This is a genomic window from Pseudomonas sp. Pseu.R1 (assembly GCF_045764065.1).
Lineage (GTDB): Bacteria > Pseudomonadota > Gammaproteobacteria > Pseudomonadales > Pseudomonadaceae > Aquipseudomonas.
In genome coordinates, this window is record NZ_JBJGEE020000001.1 from 3,075,753 (window position 1) to 3,095,148 (window position 19,396).

Consider the following 19,396-nt stretch of genomic DNA (forward strand, 5'->3'; position numbering starts at 1 on the left):
CATCACCACCCGTCCCGTCTCTTCCAAAGTGCTCGATGCTGCAATTGCCTGGCAACTGTGCCTGGATTGCGGCGAAGGCAGCGAAGCCGAGCGCGAAGAGTTCGCCAAGTGGTACGCCTCCAGCGAGGAGCATGCCCGCGCGTGGATGCAACTGGGGATGGTCGATCAGCGCTTTATCGGCACGACCGGGCCTGCCCGTTCCGCGCTGATGCGCTCCCGCGAAGGTGCAGGGCGGCAGATGCGCAAACTGGGCCGTGGCGTGGCCGGGTTCGCCTTGGCACTCGGGCTGACCCTGTTCCTGGGTGACCGATTCCTGCCGATGAGTTATTGGCTGGCCGACCAGCGCACCGCAACCGGCGAACAACGCACCATTCGCCTGTCGGACAACACCCTGATCCGGCTCAACACCCACAGCGCGCTGGACGTGAAATTCGACGCCAGGCAACGTCGGGTCATTCTTCAGGAAGGCGAAATTTTCGTCGAAACCGGCAGCCACGAAGACCCAAGGCCATTCATCGTTGAAACCGACGAAGGACAGATGCGCGCGCTGGGAACGAAATTTCTGGTCAAACGCCAGGACGACGGTACGCTGCTGAGCGTGTTGCAATCGGCTGTCGCTGCGCACCCACAGGCCAGCGGCACCGAAATGATTCTGAACGAGGGCCAGCAAATGCTGATCCAGCGCCATAGCCTGGGGCCGATGGTTGCGCTGGAACCGGGGGCCGACGCATGGCTGCGTGGGATGCTGGTGGTGGACAACGCGCCGCTCAAGGACGTTATCGCGGAACTGAGCCGTTATCGCTCGGGTTATCTGGGGGTGGCTTCGGATGTCGCGGACCTTCGTATTACCGGCAGTTTCCCGCTGAACAACACTGATCTGGCCCTCAAGGCACTCATGCCGACCCTGCCAGTGGCCATCGAAGAGCGCACCCATTGGTGGGTGACCGTGATCGCGAGCGATGCCAAGCAGACGCGCAAGTTGTAGCAACACCGCAATCTGCGTTTGCCCGCAGAATCAGCAAAGAATCGTGCCAAATTGTAAATCTAAATTATTTTCGATTCGGCTCTATCACTTTTCAGATCTCGTTCGGCACATAGGCATTGAGAACAATTCTACTCAGGAGCCGCCCATGTCCCGCACGCTTCAAACTCTCCTGCGACCGAGCCTGCTGGCCGTCGCTGTCGCCCTCGCCACGCCGCTGGCAAGTACCCAACTGCTGGCCGCCTCGCAGGCCTCCAGCGTTCGTGCTTACAACCTGCCTGCTGCGCCGCTGTCCACCACACTGACCCAGATCGCCAGCCAGGCCGGCATCGCCCTGTCGCTGGATCCGTCGCTGGCAGCGGGCCGTACGTCGGCGCCGGTTCAGGGCCAGTTCGACGCACCGGGCGCCATGGCCCAGGCACTACGCGGCACCGGGCTGCAACTGAGCCAGACCACGGCGGGTACTTACAGTCTGATCGCAGCACCGGAAGGCGTGATGGCGCTGCCGGAGACCAGCATTCAGGGGCGTCAGGACAATTTTGAGAGCGCGTGGGGGCCGGCTGAAGGCTACGCCGCCACCCGCACCGCAGCGGGCACTAAGACCGACACTGCACTGGCTGAGGCACCACGCTCGATCTCCGTCGCCACTCGCCAGCAGATGCAGGACCGTGCCGTACAGAACCTCGACGACGCCGTGCGCTACATGCCCGGCGTGGTCGCCAGCAGCTACGGCAGCGACAGCCGCGCCGAGTGGCTGAAAATCCGTGGCTTCGAGCCAACCCAATTCCTCGACGGCCTGCCGCTGCCGAAAGGCGCGTATGTGATGCCAAAAATGGAAACCTGGGACCTGGAGCGCGTCGCTGTTCTGCGCGGCCCGGCCTCTTCGGTGTACGGCCAGACCCCTCCGGGCGGCCTGGTGGACATGGTCAGCCGACGCCCCGAAGCCGAAGCCAGCCACGAGATTCAAGCGCAGGTCGGCAGCTACAATCGCAAGCAAATCAGCTTTGACAGCACGGGCAAAATCGACGACGCCGATACGTTCGAATACCGCGTCACTGGCGTGGTGCGCGACAGCGGCACTCAGATCGATCATGTGGACGATAAGCGTTACAACATTGCACCCAGCCTGACCTGGAACATCAACCCGGACACCAAGCTGACCCTGCTCAGCATGTTCAACCGCGACGATACCGGCATCACCAGCCAGTTCCTGCCGATTCAGGGCACCAAATACCCGTCAGCCGTTGGCCGCGTCAAATACCACGAAAACCTGGGCGATCCAGACTGGGAATTCTACGACAAGACCTATTACGCGCTGGGCTACGCGTTTGAAACGCGTCTGAACGATGTCTGGCAGTTCAAGCAAAACCTGCGTTACACCAAGAGCGATTTGTCGTTCCAGGGTATTACCGCAGGTGGCTACTTCGGGTCGGTGTCTGACGACGGTACCGTCGCTCGTGGCGCAAACATCGTGAATGAAGACATGAGCCAATTCGCGCTGGACAACAACTTCCAGGCCGACTTCAACACCGGTGCGCTCAAACACACCGTATTGCTGGGCGCCGACTATCAGCGCATCAACCACAACTACAAGTGGCTGTACGGCAGTGCACCCAGCAGCAACATTGCCAATCCGATATACGGCCAGGACTTCAGCAACGTCAGCTACAGTGCGTTCCAGAACTACAACCAGAAGACCGATGACTTTGGCGTTTACGTTCAAGACCAAATCGCTCTGGATAACTGGCGCCTGACATTGGGCGGTCGTCAGGACCTGCTCAAGACCGACACTAAGTTTTACAACACCAATCAGTCCGACGACCGCACCGACAGCGCCTTCACTGGCAACGCGGCGCTGAGCTACGTCTTCGATTCCGGCTTTACTCCATACATTTCCTACGCAGAGTCGTTCCAAGCTGAGCAAGGGGGCGCCAATGGCGTCGCCTTCAAGCCAGGCACCGGCAAGCAATACGAAGCGGGTATCAAATACCAGCCTCCGGGCACCGATCTATTGTTCACCGCTGCGGCCTACGATCTGACCCGCCGCGATATCGTGCTGAGTGACACCTTTGGCATCTCGCGTCCACTGGGTGAAGCCAAAGTACGCGGCTTCGAACTGGAAGCCGTCGGCAACGTCACCGACAACCTGAAAGTGACAGCGTCCTACACCTACGCCAACAGCAAAATGACCAAAGTCAGCGACCCATTGGACAAAAACCGTCCATTGCCGCTGACACCGGAAAATGCTGCATCGATCTGGGCTGACTACACGTGGCACACCGGCCTTCTGGACGGTTTCGGTCTGGGCTTCGGTGCGCGCTATATCGGCGAGACCGACAACATCGCCATCGGCAGTTACGGCTTTGTCGCGGACCCCAACTACGGCCACAGCAACGCCTACACGGTGTACGACGCTGCCGTTCATTACGACCTTGGTCGCATGAACAACTCGCTCAAAGGCGTGAGTGTCTCGTTGAACGCCAACAACGTATTCGACAAGGAATACATTTCGACCTGTGACGGCTTCTATTGCTACTACGGCGACCGTCGCAGCGTGCTCGCCAGCGTGGACTACAAATGGTAATCGTTTAAACTCCTAGCGCTGAAAAACAAGGGCCGCTCGCAACAGCGGCCCTTTTTGCTTTCGCTCAACCCGGTACCCGCACCATGAAGAGCCAAACCATTCGCCGTTGGTCGTTCATCCACACGTGGAGCAGCCTGATCTGCACGCTGTTTTTGCTGATGCTGGCGATCACCGGTCTGCCGTTGGTGTTCCACCACGAGATCGATCATCTGCTCGGCGACGCCCCGGAAATCAAGGAGATGCCCGCCGATACGCCGCGTATGGACCTTCAGCAATTGGTGAAAGCTGCCGAGGCCCATCGTCCGGGAGAGGTCGTTCAGTACTTCGGTTGGGATGAAGACGAACCCAACGGCATGTATGCCTTCATGGGCAAAACTGCAGGGGGCGATCCGAACGACACCCACACGTTTATGCTCGATTCGCGCACCGGCGAAGCTGTGGAAACGCCTTCGGCGAACGGCGGTTTCATGATGGTGATGCTGCGTTTGCACGTGGATATGTACGCCGGGTTACCTGGAAAGCTGCTTTTGGCCTTTATGGGCCTGTTGTTTGTGTTAGCAATTATTTCTGGCGTGGTGCTTTACGCACCGTTCATGCGCCGACTGGATTTCGCCACTGTACGCCCGAACAAATCGACCCGCGTGCGCTGGCTCGACCTGCATAACCTGATCGGCGTCGTCACCCTGACCTGGGCGTTCGTCGTTGGCCTGACCGGCGTGCTCAATGCCTGTGCAGACCTGGTGATCGCGCAGTGGCGCAACGATGCCTTGGCGGCGATGGTTGCGCCCTATCACGACGCCCCACCCCTGACTGAGCATGCCCCGGCGACTCGCCTGCTGGACATCGCCAAAGCCACCGTGCCAGGCACCGAGCCTTCGTTCATTGCCTTCCCCGGCTCGCGCTTTTCCAGCGAACACCACTACGCAGTCTTCATGAAAGGCAGCACCCACCTGACGTCGCACCTGCTGACGCCGGTGTTGATCGACGCGAAAGACCTGAGCGTTACCGCCATCGTCAGCAGCCCGTGGTACATGGACGCATTGCTGCTGTCGCAACCCCTGCACTTTGGTGATTACGGTGGCATGCCAATGAAGATTCTGTGGGGCGTTCTCGACGTGCTGACCATCATCGTGCTCGGCAGCGGCCTGTACCTGTGGTGGGTTCGGCGGCGCGCGGCCGCAACGGTGAATGTTCGCCAGGCGGTGGAGGCGGCATGACTCGACACAAGAAGCACTCGGCGTTCTGGAAGACCTTCGCCAAACCGACCTGGATTGCCGCGTTGACCGCTGCGGGCCTGTTCGCGGCGCTGTTGGGTGATGGTGCCTGGGATGTCTTGTCGTGGATCGGCATGGGCATTCCAGCGTGGTTGAGCATCAAGGGGCTGATGATTCGACGCAGGACTTGAGGTGTTCACGCTTACTGTGGGGGGACATTACCGTGTGGGAGCCGGCTTGCTGGCGAAGGCGATCTGTCAGTGAGTCCACCGATGACTGACCCACCGTTTTCGCCAGCAAGCCGGCTCCCACAATGAATTCATCAGCCCACAGAACACCGCTTATTGCATGGCGAAGTGCCGCTGACTAGTCTAATGGCCAGTCCGATTAGAGGAATGTCCATGTCTGCTCCCAGCATGACGCTGTATTACAACGCCGCTTCGCCGTTCGCACGCAAGGTGCTGATTCTGCTTCACGAAACCGGCCAGACAGCGCGAGTTGACCTCAAGCCAGTGACCGTTACGCCAGTCAAGCCCGATGCGCAGGTCTGTCGCGACAACCCGTGCGGCAAGATCCCGGCACTGCGACTGGCACACGACAATGTGATTCACGACAGCCGGGTGATTCTCGACTATCTCGATCATCAGCACGTCGGCAATCCCTTGATCCCTCGGGAGGGCTCCGCACGCTGGAGACGCCTGACGCTGGCCTCGCTGGCGGATGCCGTGCTCGATGCTGCCGTTCTGATTCGCTACGAGACGTTTCTGCGCCCCGAGGAGAAGCGCTGGGCTGACTGGATCGACAATCAGGGCGAGAAGATCTTCCGCTCGCTGTCCTATTTCGAAACGGAAGCGGTGACCGAACTCAGCTCCAACTTCGATATTGCCTCGATCAGCTTGGCCTCGGCGCTGGGCTATCTGGATTTTCGTCAGCCGAATCTGGGCTGGCGCAGTAGCTTTCCGCGGCTGGCCAGCTGGTATTACGAAGTCAGTCAGCGGCCGTCGATGAAAGAGACGCTGCCGTCGGTTTGACAGGCGTCAGCGTCCTTAGGGGCGCGTTTGCCCCGTCCTAGCATTGGGCGTAAAGCCGGAACGGTGCCGGATATCAGGCCCGCACGTCAATCAGCCTGTCAGCACTCAGGCTTGTCCGCGGTGTAGCGGCGTGCCGGGTTCACTGCCGCGCCAAACTCACGCAAGGCCTTGGCGCCGATGAGCAACGGGTAGTTGAAGTGGCTGCGATCTACCAGGTTGACCTCGACAGTGCGCTTCACATCGCCCAGGCACAGCTCCAGATCCACCACGGGGCGTTTGGTCGGGTCGACCGGCTCGTCGTCATCCTCGCCGTCGGAACGGCCCTTGATGCGGCTGATGCGCGAGACCTTGTGCTCGTACACCTTGTTGTCAGCATCCTTGGTGGCCAGACGGAAACGCACCCAGTCATCGCCATCGCGCTTGAACATCTCGATGTCTTTGGCCGACAACGACGCGGTGAGTGCGCCAGTGTCCATCTTGGCCTTGAAGGTCTCACCGAATTCGGAGACCTGAATGTACTCGTAGCGACCGTAAATCGTCGGTTCGGCGGCCATGACAGGCAGCGCAAGCAGGGACAGAAGCGCCAGAAGGGATTTCACGTAACAGATTCCTCTCTATGAGTGGGGCGTTGCACGAGCCCGATTTTAGACCGCAACTTTGCGCATCGTTCGCTTACAAAGAAAGAACCTCAGCGTACATGTAACTGAGTGAAACATTTGTCGACGACAGTTGGATTTGGCTCCGATGGCCCGGCTGCTTATCATTGCCGCCCCTTTACCGACCACGAGTGATTTATGCGTCACCTGCTCACCGGAATCGCCGTCACACTGCTGTTGCTACTCAACACCCTGGCGCTGTTCGGGCCGCTGATGGTCTTTGCGCTGCTCAAACTGGTGTTCCAGAGCGAAATGCGTGATCGCTGTTCATGGGCGGTGATGTGGATTGCCGAGACGTGGATCGAAATCAACAAGCTGATCTTCAAGCTGTACATCCCCACGCGCTGGGAGATCAAGGGGCATGAAGGCCTGCGCGCAGACACATCCTATCTGGTGATCAGCAACCACCAATCCTGGGTCGACATCCCGGCCTTGGTCCAAGCGCTGAACCGCCGCACACCGTTCTTCAAATTCTTTCTAAAAAAAGAACTGATCTGGGTGCCATTTCTGGGTCTGGCCTGGTGGGCGCTCGACTATCCCTTCATGAAACGCTACACCAAGACGTTTCTGGCCAAGCACCCAGAACTGAAAGGCAAGGACCTGGAAATCACCCGCCAGGCCTGCGAGCTGTACAAACGCCAGCCCGTGACTGTCGTGAACTATCTGGAGGGTACGCGCTTCACTCCCGTCAAACACGATGAACAGGCGTCGCCCTATCGTTATCTGCTCAAACCCAAGGCGGGTGGCGTGGCCTTCGTGCTGGCGGCGATGGGTGAACAACTGGATGCCGTGCTGGACGTGACGGTGGTGTACCCCGGCGAGCGCATTCCCGGATTTTGGGACCTGATTTCGGGTCAGGTGCCCCGCGTGATCATCGACATCAAGACCCGCGAACTCGAACCTGCGCTGTGGCAGGGCGATTACGAGAATGACCCGGCCTTTCGGGAATACGTGCAGGAATGGGTGAATCGGTTGTGGGTGGAGAAGGATGAGCGGATTGAGGTGCTGCGGGGAGGCTCGCAGCAAGCTTGAAGATCACTGTCGAACGCGTGGAAGCCGGCTCGCTGGCGAAGGCGGCACACCAGACACATTGATGTCATCTGACACAATGCATTCGCCACCTAGGCGGCTCCCACAACGTCCGCGTGAGTCAGTGGTGCTTACTTCGCGCCCCAGACACTGCTCAATGCCGACAGCGCCGAATCATTCGCGCCCTGCTGCCCCAGATATTGCAGGATCACCGGTACGAACTGACCCACCATGCCGCTGTCCATGCCCAGCGCGCTGAAGGCCTTGTTGACATCGCCCATGCTCTGCACGTTGCCCAGCGCGTTGTTGACCGCCGACTGACTACCAGAGTTGCCGAGCATGCCGCCCAGCCCGCCCAGACTACCGAGCGCCGACGTGCCGGACAGTTGATCAAGCCCCGGCACCGACTGGCTCAATTGCGAGAAGTCGTTACTGGAGAGTTTGTTCTTCGCCAGCCCCAGCAATGCGCCCGTCCCGCCTACGGCTTGTTGCGGGGTCACGTTCAGTTGGGAGCCCAGCGTGTTGAGCAGACCTGCTGCTTCAGGCGCAGCGGTGGCTTTCTGCTGACCACCAGTTGCGTTGGAAACCGCGTTGGCCGCGTCGTTGAGATTGAAAGCGAATACCGGGCTTGCGGCCAGCGCCATCAGCATCGTCAGAGCCGCGCCGCGAGTGATTTTCTGTGCGACCTTTATTGAAACGTTCATTTGCACCCACCTCACTTTCCAGCTCACATTCCAGAAACACCGGCCATGGCCGGATAAACACGCGTTGGACCGTGGCCCGAAAAGAAGTTCAAACGAGCCGATGTCCGACGCGCTCACGAAGATTCAGGGTATTCCCGCATCCATCAGCCGTTGCGGCTCGAAGACCCTCGCCAATTGCCGCGTCCACAACGCAGAGCCCGCATTGACCGGTGGACGCTTGCTGAACGCTTTGGCGAACCGCTCTCCGCTGCGCAGTTTTTCAAGCAATGTTGTCAGACGAAACCCTCCTTGGTGATCCCGCTCCCAATACAAAGGCGCACTGAAATACCGCACCTGCGTCACAAGCTCCGGCGACTGGCTGACGCCCTGCAAATGCTGAGACCACGTTCGATTTAGCTGACCCATGGGCATCTGGCTGACACGTTGCGCTTGAAGCGCGGATGGCGGCAGTCGTGCATGCGTGATCAGAGAGAACCCCGACAACCAGGGAGACCACAGGTGAGAAGCACCACTGACAAAGCATTCGCCAGGCGCAAAGTCTGCCTCGCAGTCTTCACGCTCCCGATAGGCTGGGGCAATGCGCACGTGTTGCCGATACGCCGAGCGGTAACCTGCCTGGCACACTCGCGTCGGCACACCTGCCCACATGCACGCGTTGGCGTTTTCGAAAAATACCGTGGAAGTGATCCAGCGTTGCGCGCCTGGCTCAACATCCGTATTCGCCAACGCCCCCGGCAATGCCATTAGCCCTGTCACAGCACCCACCCAAAAAGGTGCTTTCAACATCCCTAGCAACATCTGCGTCCTGCCCCAGAAAAAACCGGGCGGACAAATAACACGCTCCCCACCGCTCAGAAACAAGCTGGTATAGAAATCAAAAATTCCTCATGCACTTTCAGAATTGACCTACACCATCAAGCGACTCGACTTACAAAAAGCCGCAAAAAAGGCGACCCAAAGATCGCCTGAGGGATACGCAATCAAGGGCGATCAGAGAATGACGTGAGGCAGGAAACGACTCGTGTCCATGGTGATCAGGGAGTCGTCTTCACGAATGCCGATACCGGCAGGCTGATCACCGATCATCCAACTGCCAATCACGGTGTAGTTCCCGTCGAAACACGGCAAGGCGTGAAATCGCTGCCGGATGCACGGCCCATCGCCATAAGGTCCACCTTGATAAACACGGCGCCCCTTGTCGGTACGAATTTCGATGTTGGCGCCTTCGCGAGAAAAGAAGGGCTTACGCACCCAGCCGTTGTCCAGTGGGCGAGTCGGGTCATTGTCGAAATAAGTTGCCAGCAGGTTCGGGTGCCCCTCGTGCAACTCCCACAGCAACGCCAGCGCGCCTTTGTTCGACAGAATGGCTTTCCAGGCTGGCTCGACGAATTGGGTGCCGCTTTGGTCGATGGCCGGACCAAAAGCTTCCTGAAACATATGCTCCCAAGGGTACAGCTTGAACAGGGTGTTGATCGGCGCATTCTGTTCATCGACAAACTGACCAAGATTGCTCAGCCCGATGTCTTCGATGGCGATCATCCGGGTGTCCAGCCCAGCTTCATGGGCGATATCACGCAAGTAATCGACCGTGCCACGGTCCTCGATCGAGCCACGAATAGAAGAGAAATGAAATGGAGGCTTGAAGCGAAACGCCTTGAACCGCTCCGACAGTTTTTCTTCAAGGCTGTTGAACTGATCACAGTCCGGGCTGAGTTGGCCGCGCTGCATCTGCTGATCCAGCCACAGGTACTGAAAAAAGCTCGCCTCGTACAGCGAGGTGGGCGTGTCGTAATTGGTTTCCAGCAGTTTGGCGGGGCCGTGGCCGTCATAGCTCAGGTCCATGCGCCCATACAAATGGGGCTGCCGCGCCTTCCATGAGCGACGTATCAGGTCGTGGTAGGCAGCGGGGATGGCCAGCCGTTCGAGCAGTTGTTCGCTCTCGACCACCCGAGCCACCAGGTCCAGGCACATCTGGTGGATCTCAAGGGTCGGGTCTTCCAGATCCCGCTCGATCTGTTCGAGAGAGAACTGGTAATAGGCGGACTCGTCCCAGTACGGTTCTCCGTCGAAGGTGTGAAAGCCAAAACCGAACTGCGCTGCGGTTTCTCGCCAATCGGCGCGGGGGGCGATGCGAACTCTCTTCATTGGAAACGCCCCTCAGCCACCAAACCCAAAACCGCCGCGCGAACCAAAGCCGCCTCGGCTGATTCGTACCGGCTCGGCACCGGCCAAGCGTGCGCTGGTGGCGAATGACTGCGGGCTGGAAATGTTGAACCTGCCGCTTTTGGCCTTGGCGAACGCTTTGCCATCATTCAGTTGCTGATTCAGCGTCACCATTCGCGAGCCATCCTTACCGACGCTTTCGCGATAAGTGGGCTCGCTGTAATAGCGAACCCCATCGTCCCCCAGACTCACCCAGCGCCAGAAACTGCTGCCGGACCCGTGAGAACTCCCGCCGCCACTGGATGATGTCTGCTGATCATCAGGAACATCCCGCTGTGTGGTAACTGCAAATCCGGTTACCGCGGGCATGATGCGGCCATTGTCCGATCGGTCGATACACGTACCAATGGCGTAATCCGCTTCGCAATCGGCGACGTTGTTGTAGGACGGCGCCCGCTTTCGATGAATCTCGTAAGCCGTCTTGTACGCGTCGCTGCAAACGTCCACGGCAACGCCCGCTGCGGTGCAGGCGTCCATCGAGGTGTATTGGGCGGTTTCGGTGATCGTGCGGGTCGGTCGTCGCTCCCCGTGACAAAACGCCAAGGCCAGCGGGATGCTGCCCAATGCGGCCAGACGAACAGTTGCACTGCGCTTCATGGCATTCCCCTCAGACCGGTGGCGTCATGCAGGCCGCGTTGAGCAGACCAATGCTCACGGAAATCGCCGCCACCAGAATCGCAGCGGCCATTTCTCCTTTCTCGATTCGGCTGGACAGCCCTTTGAGCACCAGGCTCACGCAGCCGAACACCAGCAGCTGCACCAGCGAAGCGATCAGCGCCCAGACCAGAAAATCGAGCAGGGAAATCGAATGGGAAATGACACTGGCGACCGGGATCGCAAACCCGATCATCGCCCCGGACAGCGCCACGGAGGCAGCCGTATTGCCTTCACGAATGAGCGCAAATTCGGCATGGGGTGTCAGACGGGTATAAACGAAGGCGAACAGCGAAAAAATCGCCACCGCGCCAACGAGGTACAGCACAAAACCAAGAACCGCATAGCCCTGAAGAGACATCTTGAGTGCGTCGATCAGCATTGCACCACTCACTTCCTTGTTGAACAGGTTGGCTTGAATATCACGAAACCTGCGACGACAACAGCACGCAGACCGAGAACCCGGAAAGACAGCCACAAAAAAGGCGACCCGAAGGCCGCCTTTGCACTGGCTACTGCACAACCTTTGTAGGAGCCGCCTTGGTGGCGAAGGCGTCAGGCCGCGCTGAACATCTTGTGCGGGTCGATCACGAATTTCTTCGGCACACCTGCATCGAATTCGCCGTAACCCCGTGGCGCATCGTCCAGGCTGATGACCTGTACGCCCACCACTTCAGCGATGTTGATGCGGTCCCACATGATGGCTTGCATCAGGGCGCGGTTGTATTTCATGACCGGAGTCTGGCCGGTGTGGAAGCTGTGGGACTTCGCCCAGCCTAGGCCGAAACGCACGCTCAGCGCACCGATTTTGGCCGCTGCGTCCACAGCACCCGGATCTTCGGTCACGTACAGGCCCGGAATACCGATCTTGCCTGCGACGCGAGTGATTTGCATCAGCGAGTTGAGCACGGTGGCCGGGGCTTCGTGCTTGGCGCCTTCATGGCCATGACCACGGGCTTCAAAACCGACCGCGTCGACGGCGCAATCCACTTCCGGCTCGCCGAGGATGTCAACGATCTGCTCATGCAGCGGGGTGTCTTTCGACAGATCGACCACTTCAAAACCCTGTGCTTTGGCGTGAGCCAGACGCGCCGGGTTAAGGTCGCCCACGATCACCACAGCAGCACCCAGCAGGCGAGCCGACGCTGCGGCGGCCAGACCGACCGGGCCTGCACCGGCCACGTAAACGGTGCTGCCGGGACCAACGCCTGCGGTCACGGCACCGTGGTAACCGGTCGGCAGGATGTCGGAGAGGCACGTCAGGTCACGGATTTTCTCCATGGCCTTGTCGCGATTCGGCAGTTTGAGCAGGTTGAAGTCGGCGTACGGCACCAGCACGTACTCGGCCTGGCCACCGGTCCAGTCGCCCATGTCGACATAACCGTAAGCGCCACCGGCACGGGCCGGGTTGACGGTCAGGCAGACGCCTGTGTGTTGTTCCTTGCAGGACCGGCAGCGGCCGCAAGCAACGTTGAAGGGAACGGAAACCAGATCGCCGATTTTCAGGTTTTCGACGTCACTGCCCTTTTCGACCACTTCGCCCGTGATCTCATGGCCCAGTACGAGACCGACTTGAGCAGTGGTGCGACCGCGAACCATGTGTTGGTCCGAACCACAGATGTTGGTAGAGACTACGCGCAGGATGACACCGTGCTCGATCTTCTTCCCGCGCGGGTCCTGCATTTTGGGATAGTCGATCTTCTGTACTTCGACCTTGCCTGCGCCGAGATACACCACACCACGATTACCAGACATGCTTTCACCTCGCTGAATTGTTTTTATGGATGCAGCTGTGTAGCGGAGAAATGCGTTGCTTGGGTGTTGCCGCAACGCAGTGGTTGCTCTGGGTGTTTCGTTTGTTGCTGATGATTGTTGATCGTTGATCGTTCCCACGCGGAGCGTGGGAACGATCATTCAAAGAACGACGGTCCTGTTGGCATTCAGGAACACCCGCCGCTCGATGTGATACCCCACCGCTCGCGCCAGGGTCAGACACTCGATGTCGCGGCCTTTGGCGATCAGGTCTTCAGGGTAGTGACTGTGATCCACCACCTCGACGCCTTGGGCGATGATCGGACCTTCGTCCAGATCGTTGTTGATGTAATGCGCCGTCGCGCCGACCAGTTTCACGCCTTTGTTGTAGGCCTGGTGGTACGGCTTGGCGCCTTTAAAGCCCGGCAGCAGCGAGTGGTGAATGTTGATCGCTTTGCCGTCGAGCTTGCGGCACAGCTCTGGCGACAGGACTTGCATGTAGCGGGCGAGGATCACCAGTTCAGCGCCGGATTCTTCGATCACCTGCCAGACCTTCGCTTCCTGCGCAGGCTTGTCGTTAGGGTCGAGTGGGAAATGGTAGTAGGGAATCTCATGCCAGCGGGCCAGCGGTTCGAGATCGGGGTGGTTGGAGACCACAGCGACCACGTCCATCGACAGTTGGTTGATGCGCTGGCGGTAGAGCAGATCGTTCAGGCAGTGATCGGCCTTGGAGACCATGATCACCACTTTTGGCCGGTAGTTCGGGGCTGTCAGCTCGAAGTTCATGCCAAAGGCATTGGCACGTTCGCTCAAACCTGCGCGGAATGAAGCTTCATCGAAACCCTCCGGCTGACGGAATTCGACACGAATGAAAAAGCGGCTGGACAGCCGATCATCAAACGAATGGTGCTCGGTGACGTAGCAGCCCTGCTCGAACAAAAAGCGCGTCACCGCATCCACCGTGCCCAGCACGCTGGGGCAATCGGCAGTCAGAATCCAGGTATCGGGTGCGCGGCTCATGGGGTGTTGCTCCTGTTTTTACGAATCAGTTGAAGCAGCAGCGCCTGATACGACGCATTCGCGAGCAAGCTCACTCCTACAGGAAACGCGATGACCTGTAGGAGTGAGCTTGCTCGCGATGACGGCATGACTTACGCCGCGATACCGAGGCCGTACTCAGCGCTCGCATCCTGCAACCACAACCACCAGTAATCCGCAAAGCTGCGGCGGATCACCAGTTCCCAGGTTTCTTCGCCCGTACGACGAATCACCAGTTGCGACTTGGCGAACACGGTGCCCACTGCCTTGCCCACCGGGAAGTTGTTTGGGTGCACGTCGTAGCTGGTGGACTTCATCAGCACGTCACGCACGTTCGGGCCGGTCAGTTCCAGAATCGACTGGCCGCCCGACACGTTGACCACCTGAATGTGCAGGCCCGCCAGCGCTTCGCGCAGTTTCTGCTCAACGGTGAACTCTTCGCCGGTTGGCACGATCAGCAGCCACTCATCCGGCCCCATCCACTGGATCGAGCTGTCGCCGCTGGACACCAGCGTCAACGCGGCAGGCAGTTCCATGCCCAGCGCTTTGTGTACACCGGCGGCGAAGGCCGGATCATGGGCATCGCCACGAATGGTCAGATGGCCCAGCAGTTTTTTCTCGCGCAGCACCACACCCGGGTTGGTGCGGCCTTTGCCGACCAGGCTTTTCAGGTCGGCGTGAAACAGTGGCGACTCGGCTTTGACGTCGGTCGTTGGCCGCTGTTGGTAAACGTTGGCTGTGGTCATAAAGCACCTGTCTTGAATTCTGTTGTTCCAGTTGACGCAACATTTGTGGTGTTTCGGATGGCCTCTTCGCCAGCAAGCCGGCTCCCACAATGGAATGCAGTCTGTGGGAGCCGGCTTGCTGGCGAATCGATCAGGCCACGCGGTACATCAAAGGCACCGCGCTCGCCCAGCCTTTACTCCACGTTCTGCCGGTCACCCTTCGGATCGAAGAACACCGAGGACACGATTTCTGCCTCGATCACGCTGCCGTCCGCCTGTGGCGAGAACACGCGCTCACCCATGCGCTTCAGACCGCCTTTGACCACACCGAGGGCAAACGAATAACCCAGCGAGTTTGCCGCGTAGCTCGACGTCACGTGGCCGACCATGGTCATCGGAATCGACTGCTTCGGATCGAACACCAGTTGCGCGCCTTCCGGCAGCCACTTGTTCGGATCGACCGGCTTGAGGCCGACCAATTGCTTGCGATCCTCACGTACACAGTCTTCGCGAGCCATGCCGCGCTGGCCGATCCACGAGAACGGTTTGGTGCGACCGACGCACCAGCCCATGTTCAGGTCATCCGGGGTCATCGAACCGTCAGTGTCCTGGCCGACGATGATGAAGCCCTTCTCGGCCCGCAGCACGTGCATGGTTTCAGTGCCGTACGGGGTCAGGTTGTACTTCTTGCCTGCCTCGGCGATTTTTTCCAGAACGCCCATGGCGTAGTCGGCCTGGATGTTGACCTCGTAGGACAGCTCACCGGTAAACGAAATCCGGAACACGCGAGCCGGAACGCCAGCCACCAGACCTTCTTTCCAGGTCATGAACGGGAAGGCTTCGCGGTCCAGATCGATGTCGGTCACTTCGCTGAGCAGCTTGCGGCTGTTCGGGCCAGACAGGGTCAGGGTCGCGTAGTGGTCGGTCACCGAGGTGAAGTACACCTTCAGATCAGGCCATTCGGTCTGCTGATAGATCTCCAGCCATTGCAGGACGCGAGCTGCGCCGCCAGTGGTGGTGGTCATGATGAAGTGGTTGTCGGCGACGCAAGCGGTGACGCCGTCGTCGAAGACCATGCCGTCTTCTTTACACATCAGGCCGTAACGCGCCTTGCCCACGTCCAGTTTGGTCCAGGCGTTGGTGTAGATGCGGTTCAGGAACTCGCGGGCATCCGGGCCTTGAATGTCGATCTTGCCGAGGGTCGAAGCGTCCAGCAGGCCGACGCTGTCGCGCACGGCTTTGCATTCGCGGCGCACGGCGGCATGGATGTCTTCACCGGCTTTCGGGAAGTACCACGGACGTTTCCACTGACCGACGTCTTCGAATTCGGCGCCGTTCTTGACGTGCCAGGCGTGCAGCGCGGTGAAGCGCACAGGCTCGAAGATGTGACCGCAGTGACGACCGACGATCGCACCGAAGGTGATCGGCGTGTAGTTCGGGCGGAACATGGTGGTGCCCATCTCAGGGATGGTGACGTTCAGCGAACGGGCCGCGATGGCCAGACCGTTGACGTTGCCCAGTTTGCCCTGATCGGTACCGAAGCCCAGTGCGGTGTAGCGTTTGACGTGCTCGACCGACTCGAAACCTTCGCGGGTCGCCAGTTCGATGGCGGCGGCAGTGACGTCGTTCTGCAGGTCGACGAATTGCTTCGGCGCACGGGAGGTGCCCTTCTCATGCGGCACCTGGTACATCGCCAGCGTCGCTTCTTCAACGCGGCTCAGGGCCTTCGGAATCACACCTTCCACCGGCTGGAAGCCTGCTTCGGTCGCGGCGCGCACGCCACCTTCGAAACCATCGGCCAGCGCGTCGCCCAGCGCGTATACGCCGTTGATGCCGCCGACGCAGACGCGTTTCTGTGGAGCTTCACCCGGCACGAAACCGAGGATGTCTTCACGCCAGACTGGCTTGCCGCCCAAGTGCGAGGCCAGGTGAACCACCGGGCTGTAACCGCCGGAGCTGGCGATCAGGTCGCAGTCGAGCCACTCGCCTGGGCTGGTGACTTTGTGTGCACGCACGTCGATAGCTGCCACGCGGGCACCGCTGACGCGCTTGCTACCACGGGCTTCGATCACGGCGCTGCCGGTCAGGATGCGGATGCCCTTGGCGCGGGCTTCTTCCACCAGTGCGCCACGTGGATTGTGACGGGCATCGGCTACGGCGACCACTTGCAGCCCGGCGTCGAGCCAGTCCAGCGCCACGCGGTAGGCGTAATCGTTGTTGGTCGACAGCACCAGCTTCTTGCCTGGCGCCACGCCATAACGACGGACGTAAACCGACACGGCACCGGCCAGCATGTTGCCCGGCACATCGTTGTTGCCGTAAACCAGTGGACGCTCGTGAGTACCGGTCGCCAGGACCACGCGCTTGGCGCGAACGCGGTGCAAACGCTGACGTACCTGGCCAATCGGTGCGCGGTCGCCGAGGTGATCGGTCAGACGCTCATGAATGGTCAGGAAGTTGTGGTCGTGGTAGCCGTTCACGGTAGCGCGTGGCAGCAGCACGACGTTTTTCAGGCCTTTGAGCTCGGCAACGACAGTGGCCACCCACTCAGCGGCAGGCTTGCCGTCGAGGCTTTCGCGGGAGTCCAACAGGCTGCCGCCGAATTCTTCCTGTTCGTCAGCGATGATCACACGGGCGCCGCTGCGTGCAGCCGCTAATGCTGCGGCCAGACCGGCAGGGCCTGCGCCGACCACCAGCACGTCGGCGTGGTGGTTCATGTTGTCGTAGGTGTCCGGATCGTTTTCGGTCGGCGAACGGCCAAGACCTGCGGCCTTACGAATGTACTTCTCGTAAGTCATCCAGAACGATTGCGGGTACATGAAGGTTTTGTAGTAAAAGCCCGGTGGCATCAACTTGCCGCCGACCTTGCCAAGAATCCCCATCACGTCGGTGTTCACGCTTGGCCAGCCGTTGGTGCTGGTGGCAACCAGGCCCGAGTACAGCGCTTGTTGCGTGGCGCGCACGTTCGGAATCTGGGTAGCTTCGGTCGCGCCGATCTGCAATACAGCGTTCGGCTCTTCGGCGCCCGCTGCGAAAATGCCGCGAGGACGCGAGTATTTGAAACTACGACCAATGATGTCGACGCCGTTGGCCAGCAAAGCTGCGGCCAGGGTGTCGCCTTCAAAGCCTTGGTACGTCTGGCCGTTGAAGTTGAAGTTCAAAACCTTGCTGCGGTCGATGCGACCGCCGTTAGGCAGACGATTGGACTGGCTCATGCTTTGTCTCCCTTTCCGACCGCAGGCACAGGATTTACAAACTGTGGCTTGGTACCAATCAGATAGGTTTCGAGAATTTCGTAAGTCACGGTGTCACGCGTGGCGTTGAAGTACTGACGGCAACCGGCAGCGTGAATCCACAGTTCGTGGTGGATGCCGCGCGGGTTGTCGCGGAAGAACATGTAGTCGCCCCACTGTTCGTCGGTGCAGGCGGCCGGGTCCAGTGGACGCGGGATGTGAGCCTGGCCGGACGAGTGGAATTCCTCTTCGGAGCGCAGTTCGCCACAGTGAGGACAGAAGATGTGCAACATGATTTGGGTCTCCTGTTAGTGGGCTACGGCTGCAGCGCCGTGTTCGTCGATCAATGCGCCGTTGTGGAAACGGTCGATTGAGAACGGTTTGGCCAATGGGTGCATTTCACCTTTTGCCAGGCTGGCAGCGAAGACGTTGCCCGAACCCGGCGTGGCCTTGAAGCCACCCGTACCCCAACCGCAGTTGAAGAACATGTTCGGAACCGGCGTCTTGGAGATGATTGGGCACGCGTCCGGTGTGGTGTCGACGATGCCGCCCCACTGACGGTTCATGCGCACTCGGGACAGGACCGGGAACATCTCGACGATGGCCTGGATGGTGTGTTCGATCACCGGGTACGAACCGCGCTGGCCGTAGCCGACCCAGCCGTCGATACCCGCGCCGATCACCAGGTCGCCCTTGTCGGACTGGCTGATGTAACCGTGAACGGCGTTGGACATGATCACGCTATCGATGATCGGTTTGATCGGCTCGGACACCAGCGCTTGCAGCGGATGCGATTCGACCGGCAGGCGGAAGCCCGCGAGCTTGGCCATGTGACCGGAGTTACCGGCGGTCACCACGCCGACGCGCTTGGCGCCGATGAAGCCTTTGTTGGTTTCAACACCGACGCAGACGCCGTTTTCCTTGCGGAAGCCAATGACTTCGGTCTGTTGAATCAGGTCAACGCCCAGTGCGTCAGCGGCGCGGGCAAAGCCCCAGGCCACGGCGTCGTGACGGGCTACACCGCCGCGACGTTGAACGGTCGCGCCGATGATTGGGTAACGGGTGTTCTTCGAGCAGTCCAGGTACGGAATCTCTTCCGCCACTTGTTTGTCGTTCAAGAGTTCGCCATCGACGCCGTTCAGGCGGTTGGCGCTGACACGACGCTCGGAGTCACGCATGTCTTGCAGGGTGTGGCACAGGTTGTACACACCGCGCTGGGAGAACATGACGTTGTAGTTGAGATCCTGCGACAGGCCTTCCCACAGTTTCATCGCATGTTCATACAAGTGGGCCGATTCGTCCCACAGGTAGTTGGAGCGCACGATGGTGGTGTTACGGGCCGTGTTGCCGCCGCCCAGCCAGCCTTTCTCGACCACGGCCACGTTGGTGATGCCGTGCTCTTTGGCCAGGTAGTACGCGGTCGCCAGACCGTGACCGCCACCGCCAACGATGACCACGTCGTAGACCTTTTTAGGGGTCGGGGTGCGCCACATGCGCTGCCAGTTTTCGTGGTGGCTGAGGGAGTGTTTGAAGAGGCCGAAGCCCGAGTAATGCTGCATGGTGCGACTCCT

Annotated in this window: 18 protein-coding genes; 6 read left to right on the forward strand and 12 right to left on the reverse strand. The window is 59.7% G+C overall.

All coding sequences use genetic code 11. The features are described 5' to 3' along the window. Position 1: 1 nt before the first annotated feature. From ACI5GA_RS14275 to ACI5GA_RS14295, 5 genes are all read left to right on the forward strand, one after another. On the forward strand, positions 2–985 hold the full coding sequence (locus tag ACI5GA_RS14275) for a FecR domain-containing protein (protein ID WP_404637008.1): 984 nt from the start codon (positions 2–4) through the stop codon (positions 983–985). A gap of 145 nt (positions 986–1,130) precedes the next feature. Beyond that, positions 1,131–3,566 (forward strand): TonB-dependent siderophore receptor, encoded by a 2,436-nt coding sequence (locus ACI5GA_RS14280; RefSeq protein WP_421423056.1) that lies wholly within the window; start codon positions 1,131–1,133, stop codon positions 3,564–3,566. 83 nt (positions 3,567–3,649) lie between these two features. After that, complete coding sequence (locus tag ACI5GA_RS14285; protein WP_404636621.1) at positions 3,650–4,783, forward strand: PepSY-associated TM helix domain-containing protein; 1,134 nt, start codon at positions 3,650–3,652, stop codon at positions 4,781–4,783. Beyond that, positions 4,780–4,971, forward strand: coding sequence for a hypothetical protein (locus ACI5GA_RS14290; RefSeq protein ID WP_421423057.1), 192 nt, complete (start codon positions 4,780–4,782; stop codon positions 4,969–4,971). Before ACI5GA_RS14285 ends, ACI5GA_RS14290 begins: the two co-directional genes overlap by 4 nt. 210 nt (positions 4,972–5,181) lie before the next feature. Beyond that, entirely contained in the window at positions 5,182–5,811 is a 630-nt protein-coding gene (locus ACI5GA_RS14295) for a glutathione S-transferase family protein (RefSeq protein ID WP_404636623.1), read from the forward strand. Between the two features lie 98 nt (positions 5,812–5,909). On the opposite strand, the gene ACI5GA_RS14300 is transcribed toward ACI5GA_RS14295, so the two are convergent. Then, a complete protein-coding gene (locus ACI5GA_RS14300) occupies positions 5,910–6,410 on the reverse strand; it encodes an ATP-dependent zinc protease (RefSeq protein ID WP_404636624.1) in 501 nt (166 codons plus the stop codon). Between the two features lie 195 nt (positions 6,411–6,605). On the opposite strand from ACI5GA_RS14300, the gene ACI5GA_RS14305 reads away from it, so the two are divergent. Further along, positions 6,606–7,499, forward strand: coding sequence for an acyltransferase (locus ACI5GA_RS14305; protein WP_421423058.1), 894 nt, complete (start codon positions 6,606–6,608; stop codon positions 7,497–7,499). Positions 7,500–7,627: 128 nt separating this feature from the next. Here the strand turns inward: ACI5GA_RS14305 and ACI5GA_RS14310 are convergent, their stop codons facing one another. The 11 genes from ACI5GA_RS14310 to ACI5GA_RS14360 form a co-directional block, all read right to left on the reverse strand. Continuing rightward, on the reverse strand, positions 7,628–8,200 hold the full coding sequence (locus tag ACI5GA_RS14310; RefSeq protein ID WP_404636626.1) for a DUF2780 domain-containing protein: 573 nt from the start codon (positions 8,198–8,200) through the stop codon (positions 7,628–7,630). A gap of 123 nt (positions 8,201–8,323) precedes the next feature. Further along, positions 8,324–8,986 (reverse strand): DUF1190 domain-containing protein, encoded by a 663-nt coding sequence (locus tag ACI5GA_RS14315; RefSeq protein ID WP_404636627.1) that lies wholly within the window; start codon positions 8,984–8,986, stop codon positions 8,324–8,326. A gap of 204 nt (positions 8,987–9,190) precedes the next feature. Further along, a complete protein-coding gene (locus ACI5GA_RS14320; protein WP_404636628.1) occupies positions 9,191–10,345 on the reverse strand; it encodes a glutathionylspermidine synthase family protein in 1,155 nt (384 codons plus the stop codon). A 12-nt stretch (positions 10,346–10,357) separates the two neighbouring features. Then, positions 10,358–11,020 carry a DUF1190 domain-containing protein gene (locus tag ACI5GA_RS14325; RefSeq protein WP_421423059.1) on the reverse strand — a complete coding sequence of 221 codons (663 nt, stop codon included), beginning with the start codon at positions 11,018–11,020 and terminating at the stop codon, positions 10,358–10,360. Between the two features lie 10 nt (positions 11,021–11,030). Further along, a complete protein-coding gene (locus ACI5GA_RS14330) occupies positions 11,031–11,456 on the reverse strand; it encodes a DUF350 domain-containing protein (protein WP_404637010.1) in 426 nt (141 codons plus the stop codon). A 176-nt stretch (positions 11,457–11,632) separates the two neighbouring features. Next, entirely contained in the window at positions 11,633–12,832 is a 1,200-nt protein-coding gene (fdhA, locus tag ACI5GA_RS14335; RefSeq protein ID WP_404636630.1) for a formaldehyde dehydrogenase, glutathione-independent, read from the reverse strand. A 159-nt stretch (positions 12,833–12,991) separates the two neighbouring features. Further along, entirely contained in the window at positions 12,992–13,849 is an 858-nt protein-coding gene (gene purU, locus ACI5GA_RS14340; protein WP_421423060.1) for a formyltetrahydrofolate deformylase, read from the reverse strand. A gap of 131 nt (positions 13,850–13,980) precedes the next feature. Next, the gene (locus tag ACI5GA_RS14345; protein ID WP_404636632.1) at positions 13,981–14,613 is read right to left on the reverse strand and encodes a sarcosine oxidase subunit gamma; all 633 of its coding nucleotides are present in this window, start codon (positions 14,611–14,613) and stop codon (positions 13,981–13,983) included. Between the two features lie 173 nt (positions 14,614–14,786). Beyond that, positions 14,787–17,807, reverse strand: coding sequence for a sarcosine oxidase subunit alpha (locus ACI5GA_RS14350; RefSeq protein WP_404636633.1), 3,021 nt, complete (start codon positions 17,805–17,807; stop codon positions 14,787–14,789). Continuing rightward, positions 17,804–18,118 carry a sarcosine oxidase subunit delta gene (locus ACI5GA_RS14355; RefSeq protein ID WP_404636634.1) on the reverse strand — a complete coding sequence of 105 codons (315 nt, stop codon included), beginning with the start codon at positions 18,116–18,118 and terminating at the stop codon, positions 17,804–17,806. The genes ACI5GA_RS14350 and ACI5GA_RS14355 overlap by 4 nt, the downstream gene beginning before the upstream one ends. A gap of 15 nt (positions 18,119–18,133) precedes the next feature. After that, a complete protein-coding gene (locus ACI5GA_RS14360; protein WP_421423061.1) occupies positions 18,134–19,384 on the reverse strand; it encodes a sarcosine oxidase subunit beta family protein in 1,251 nt (416 codons plus the stop codon). Positions 19,385–19,396: the final 12 nt, after the last annotated feature.

Coding starts and splice junctions, on each gene's coding strand:
- ACI5GA_RS14280 (WP_421423056.1), top strand. CDS start 1,131: ATGTCCCGCACGCTTCAAACTCTCCTGCGACCGAGCCTGCTGGCCGTC.
- ACI5GA_RS14285 (WP_404636621.1), top strand. CDS start 3,650: ATGAAGAGCCAAACCATTCGCCGTTGGTCGTTCATCCACACGTGGAGC.
- ACI5GA_RS14290 (WP_421423057.1), top strand. CDS start 4,780: ATGACTCGACACAAGAAGCACTCGGCGTTCTGGAAGACCTTCGCCAAA.
- ACI5GA_RS14295 (WP_404636623.1), top strand. CDS start 5,182: ATGTCTGCTCCCAGCATGACGCTGTATTACAACGCCGCTTCGCCGTTC.
- ACI5GA_RS14305 (WP_421423058.1), top strand. CDS start 6,606: ATGCGTCACCTGCTCACCGGAATCGCCGTCACACTGCTGTTGCTACTC.
- ACI5GA_RS14310 (WP_404636626.1), bottom strand. CDS start 8,200: ATGAACGTTTCAATAAAGGTCGCACAGAAAATCACTCGCGGCGCGGCT.
- ACI5GA_RS14315 (WP_404636627.1), bottom strand. CDS start 8,986: ATGTTGAAAGCACCTTTTTGGGTGGGTGCTGTGACAGGGCTAATGGCA.
- ACI5GA_RS14320 (WP_404636628.1), bottom strand. CDS start 10,345: ATGAAGAGAGTTCGCATCGCCCCCCGCGCCGATTGGCGAGAAACCGCA.
- ACI5GA_RS14325 (WP_421423059.1), bottom strand. CDS start 11,020: ATGAAGCGCAGTGCAACTGTTCGTCTGGCCGCATTGGGCAGCATCCCG.
- fdhA (WP_404636630.1), bottom strand. CDS start 12,832: ATGTCTGGTAATCGTGGTGTGGTGTATCTCGGCGCAGGCAAGGTCGAA.
- purU (WP_421423060.1), bottom strand. CDS start 13,849: ATGAGCCGCGCACCCGATACCTGGATTCTGACTGCCGATTGCCCCAGC.
- ACI5GA_RS14345 (WP_404636632.1), bottom strand. CDS start 14,613: ATGACCACAGCCAACGTTTACCAACAGCGGCCAACGACCGACGTCAAA.
- ACI5GA_RS14350 (WP_404636633.1), bottom strand. CDS start 17,807: ATGAGCCAGTCCAATCGTCTGCCTAACGGCGGTCGCATCGACCGCAGC.
- ACI5GA_RS14355 (WP_404636634.1), bottom strand. CDS start 18,118: ATGTTGCACATCTTCTGTCCTCACTGTGGCGAACTGCGCTCCGAAGAG.
- ACI5GA_RS14360 (WP_421423061.1), bottom strand. CDS start 19,384: ATGCAGCATTACTCGGGCTTCGGCCTCTTCAAACACTCCCTCAGCCAC.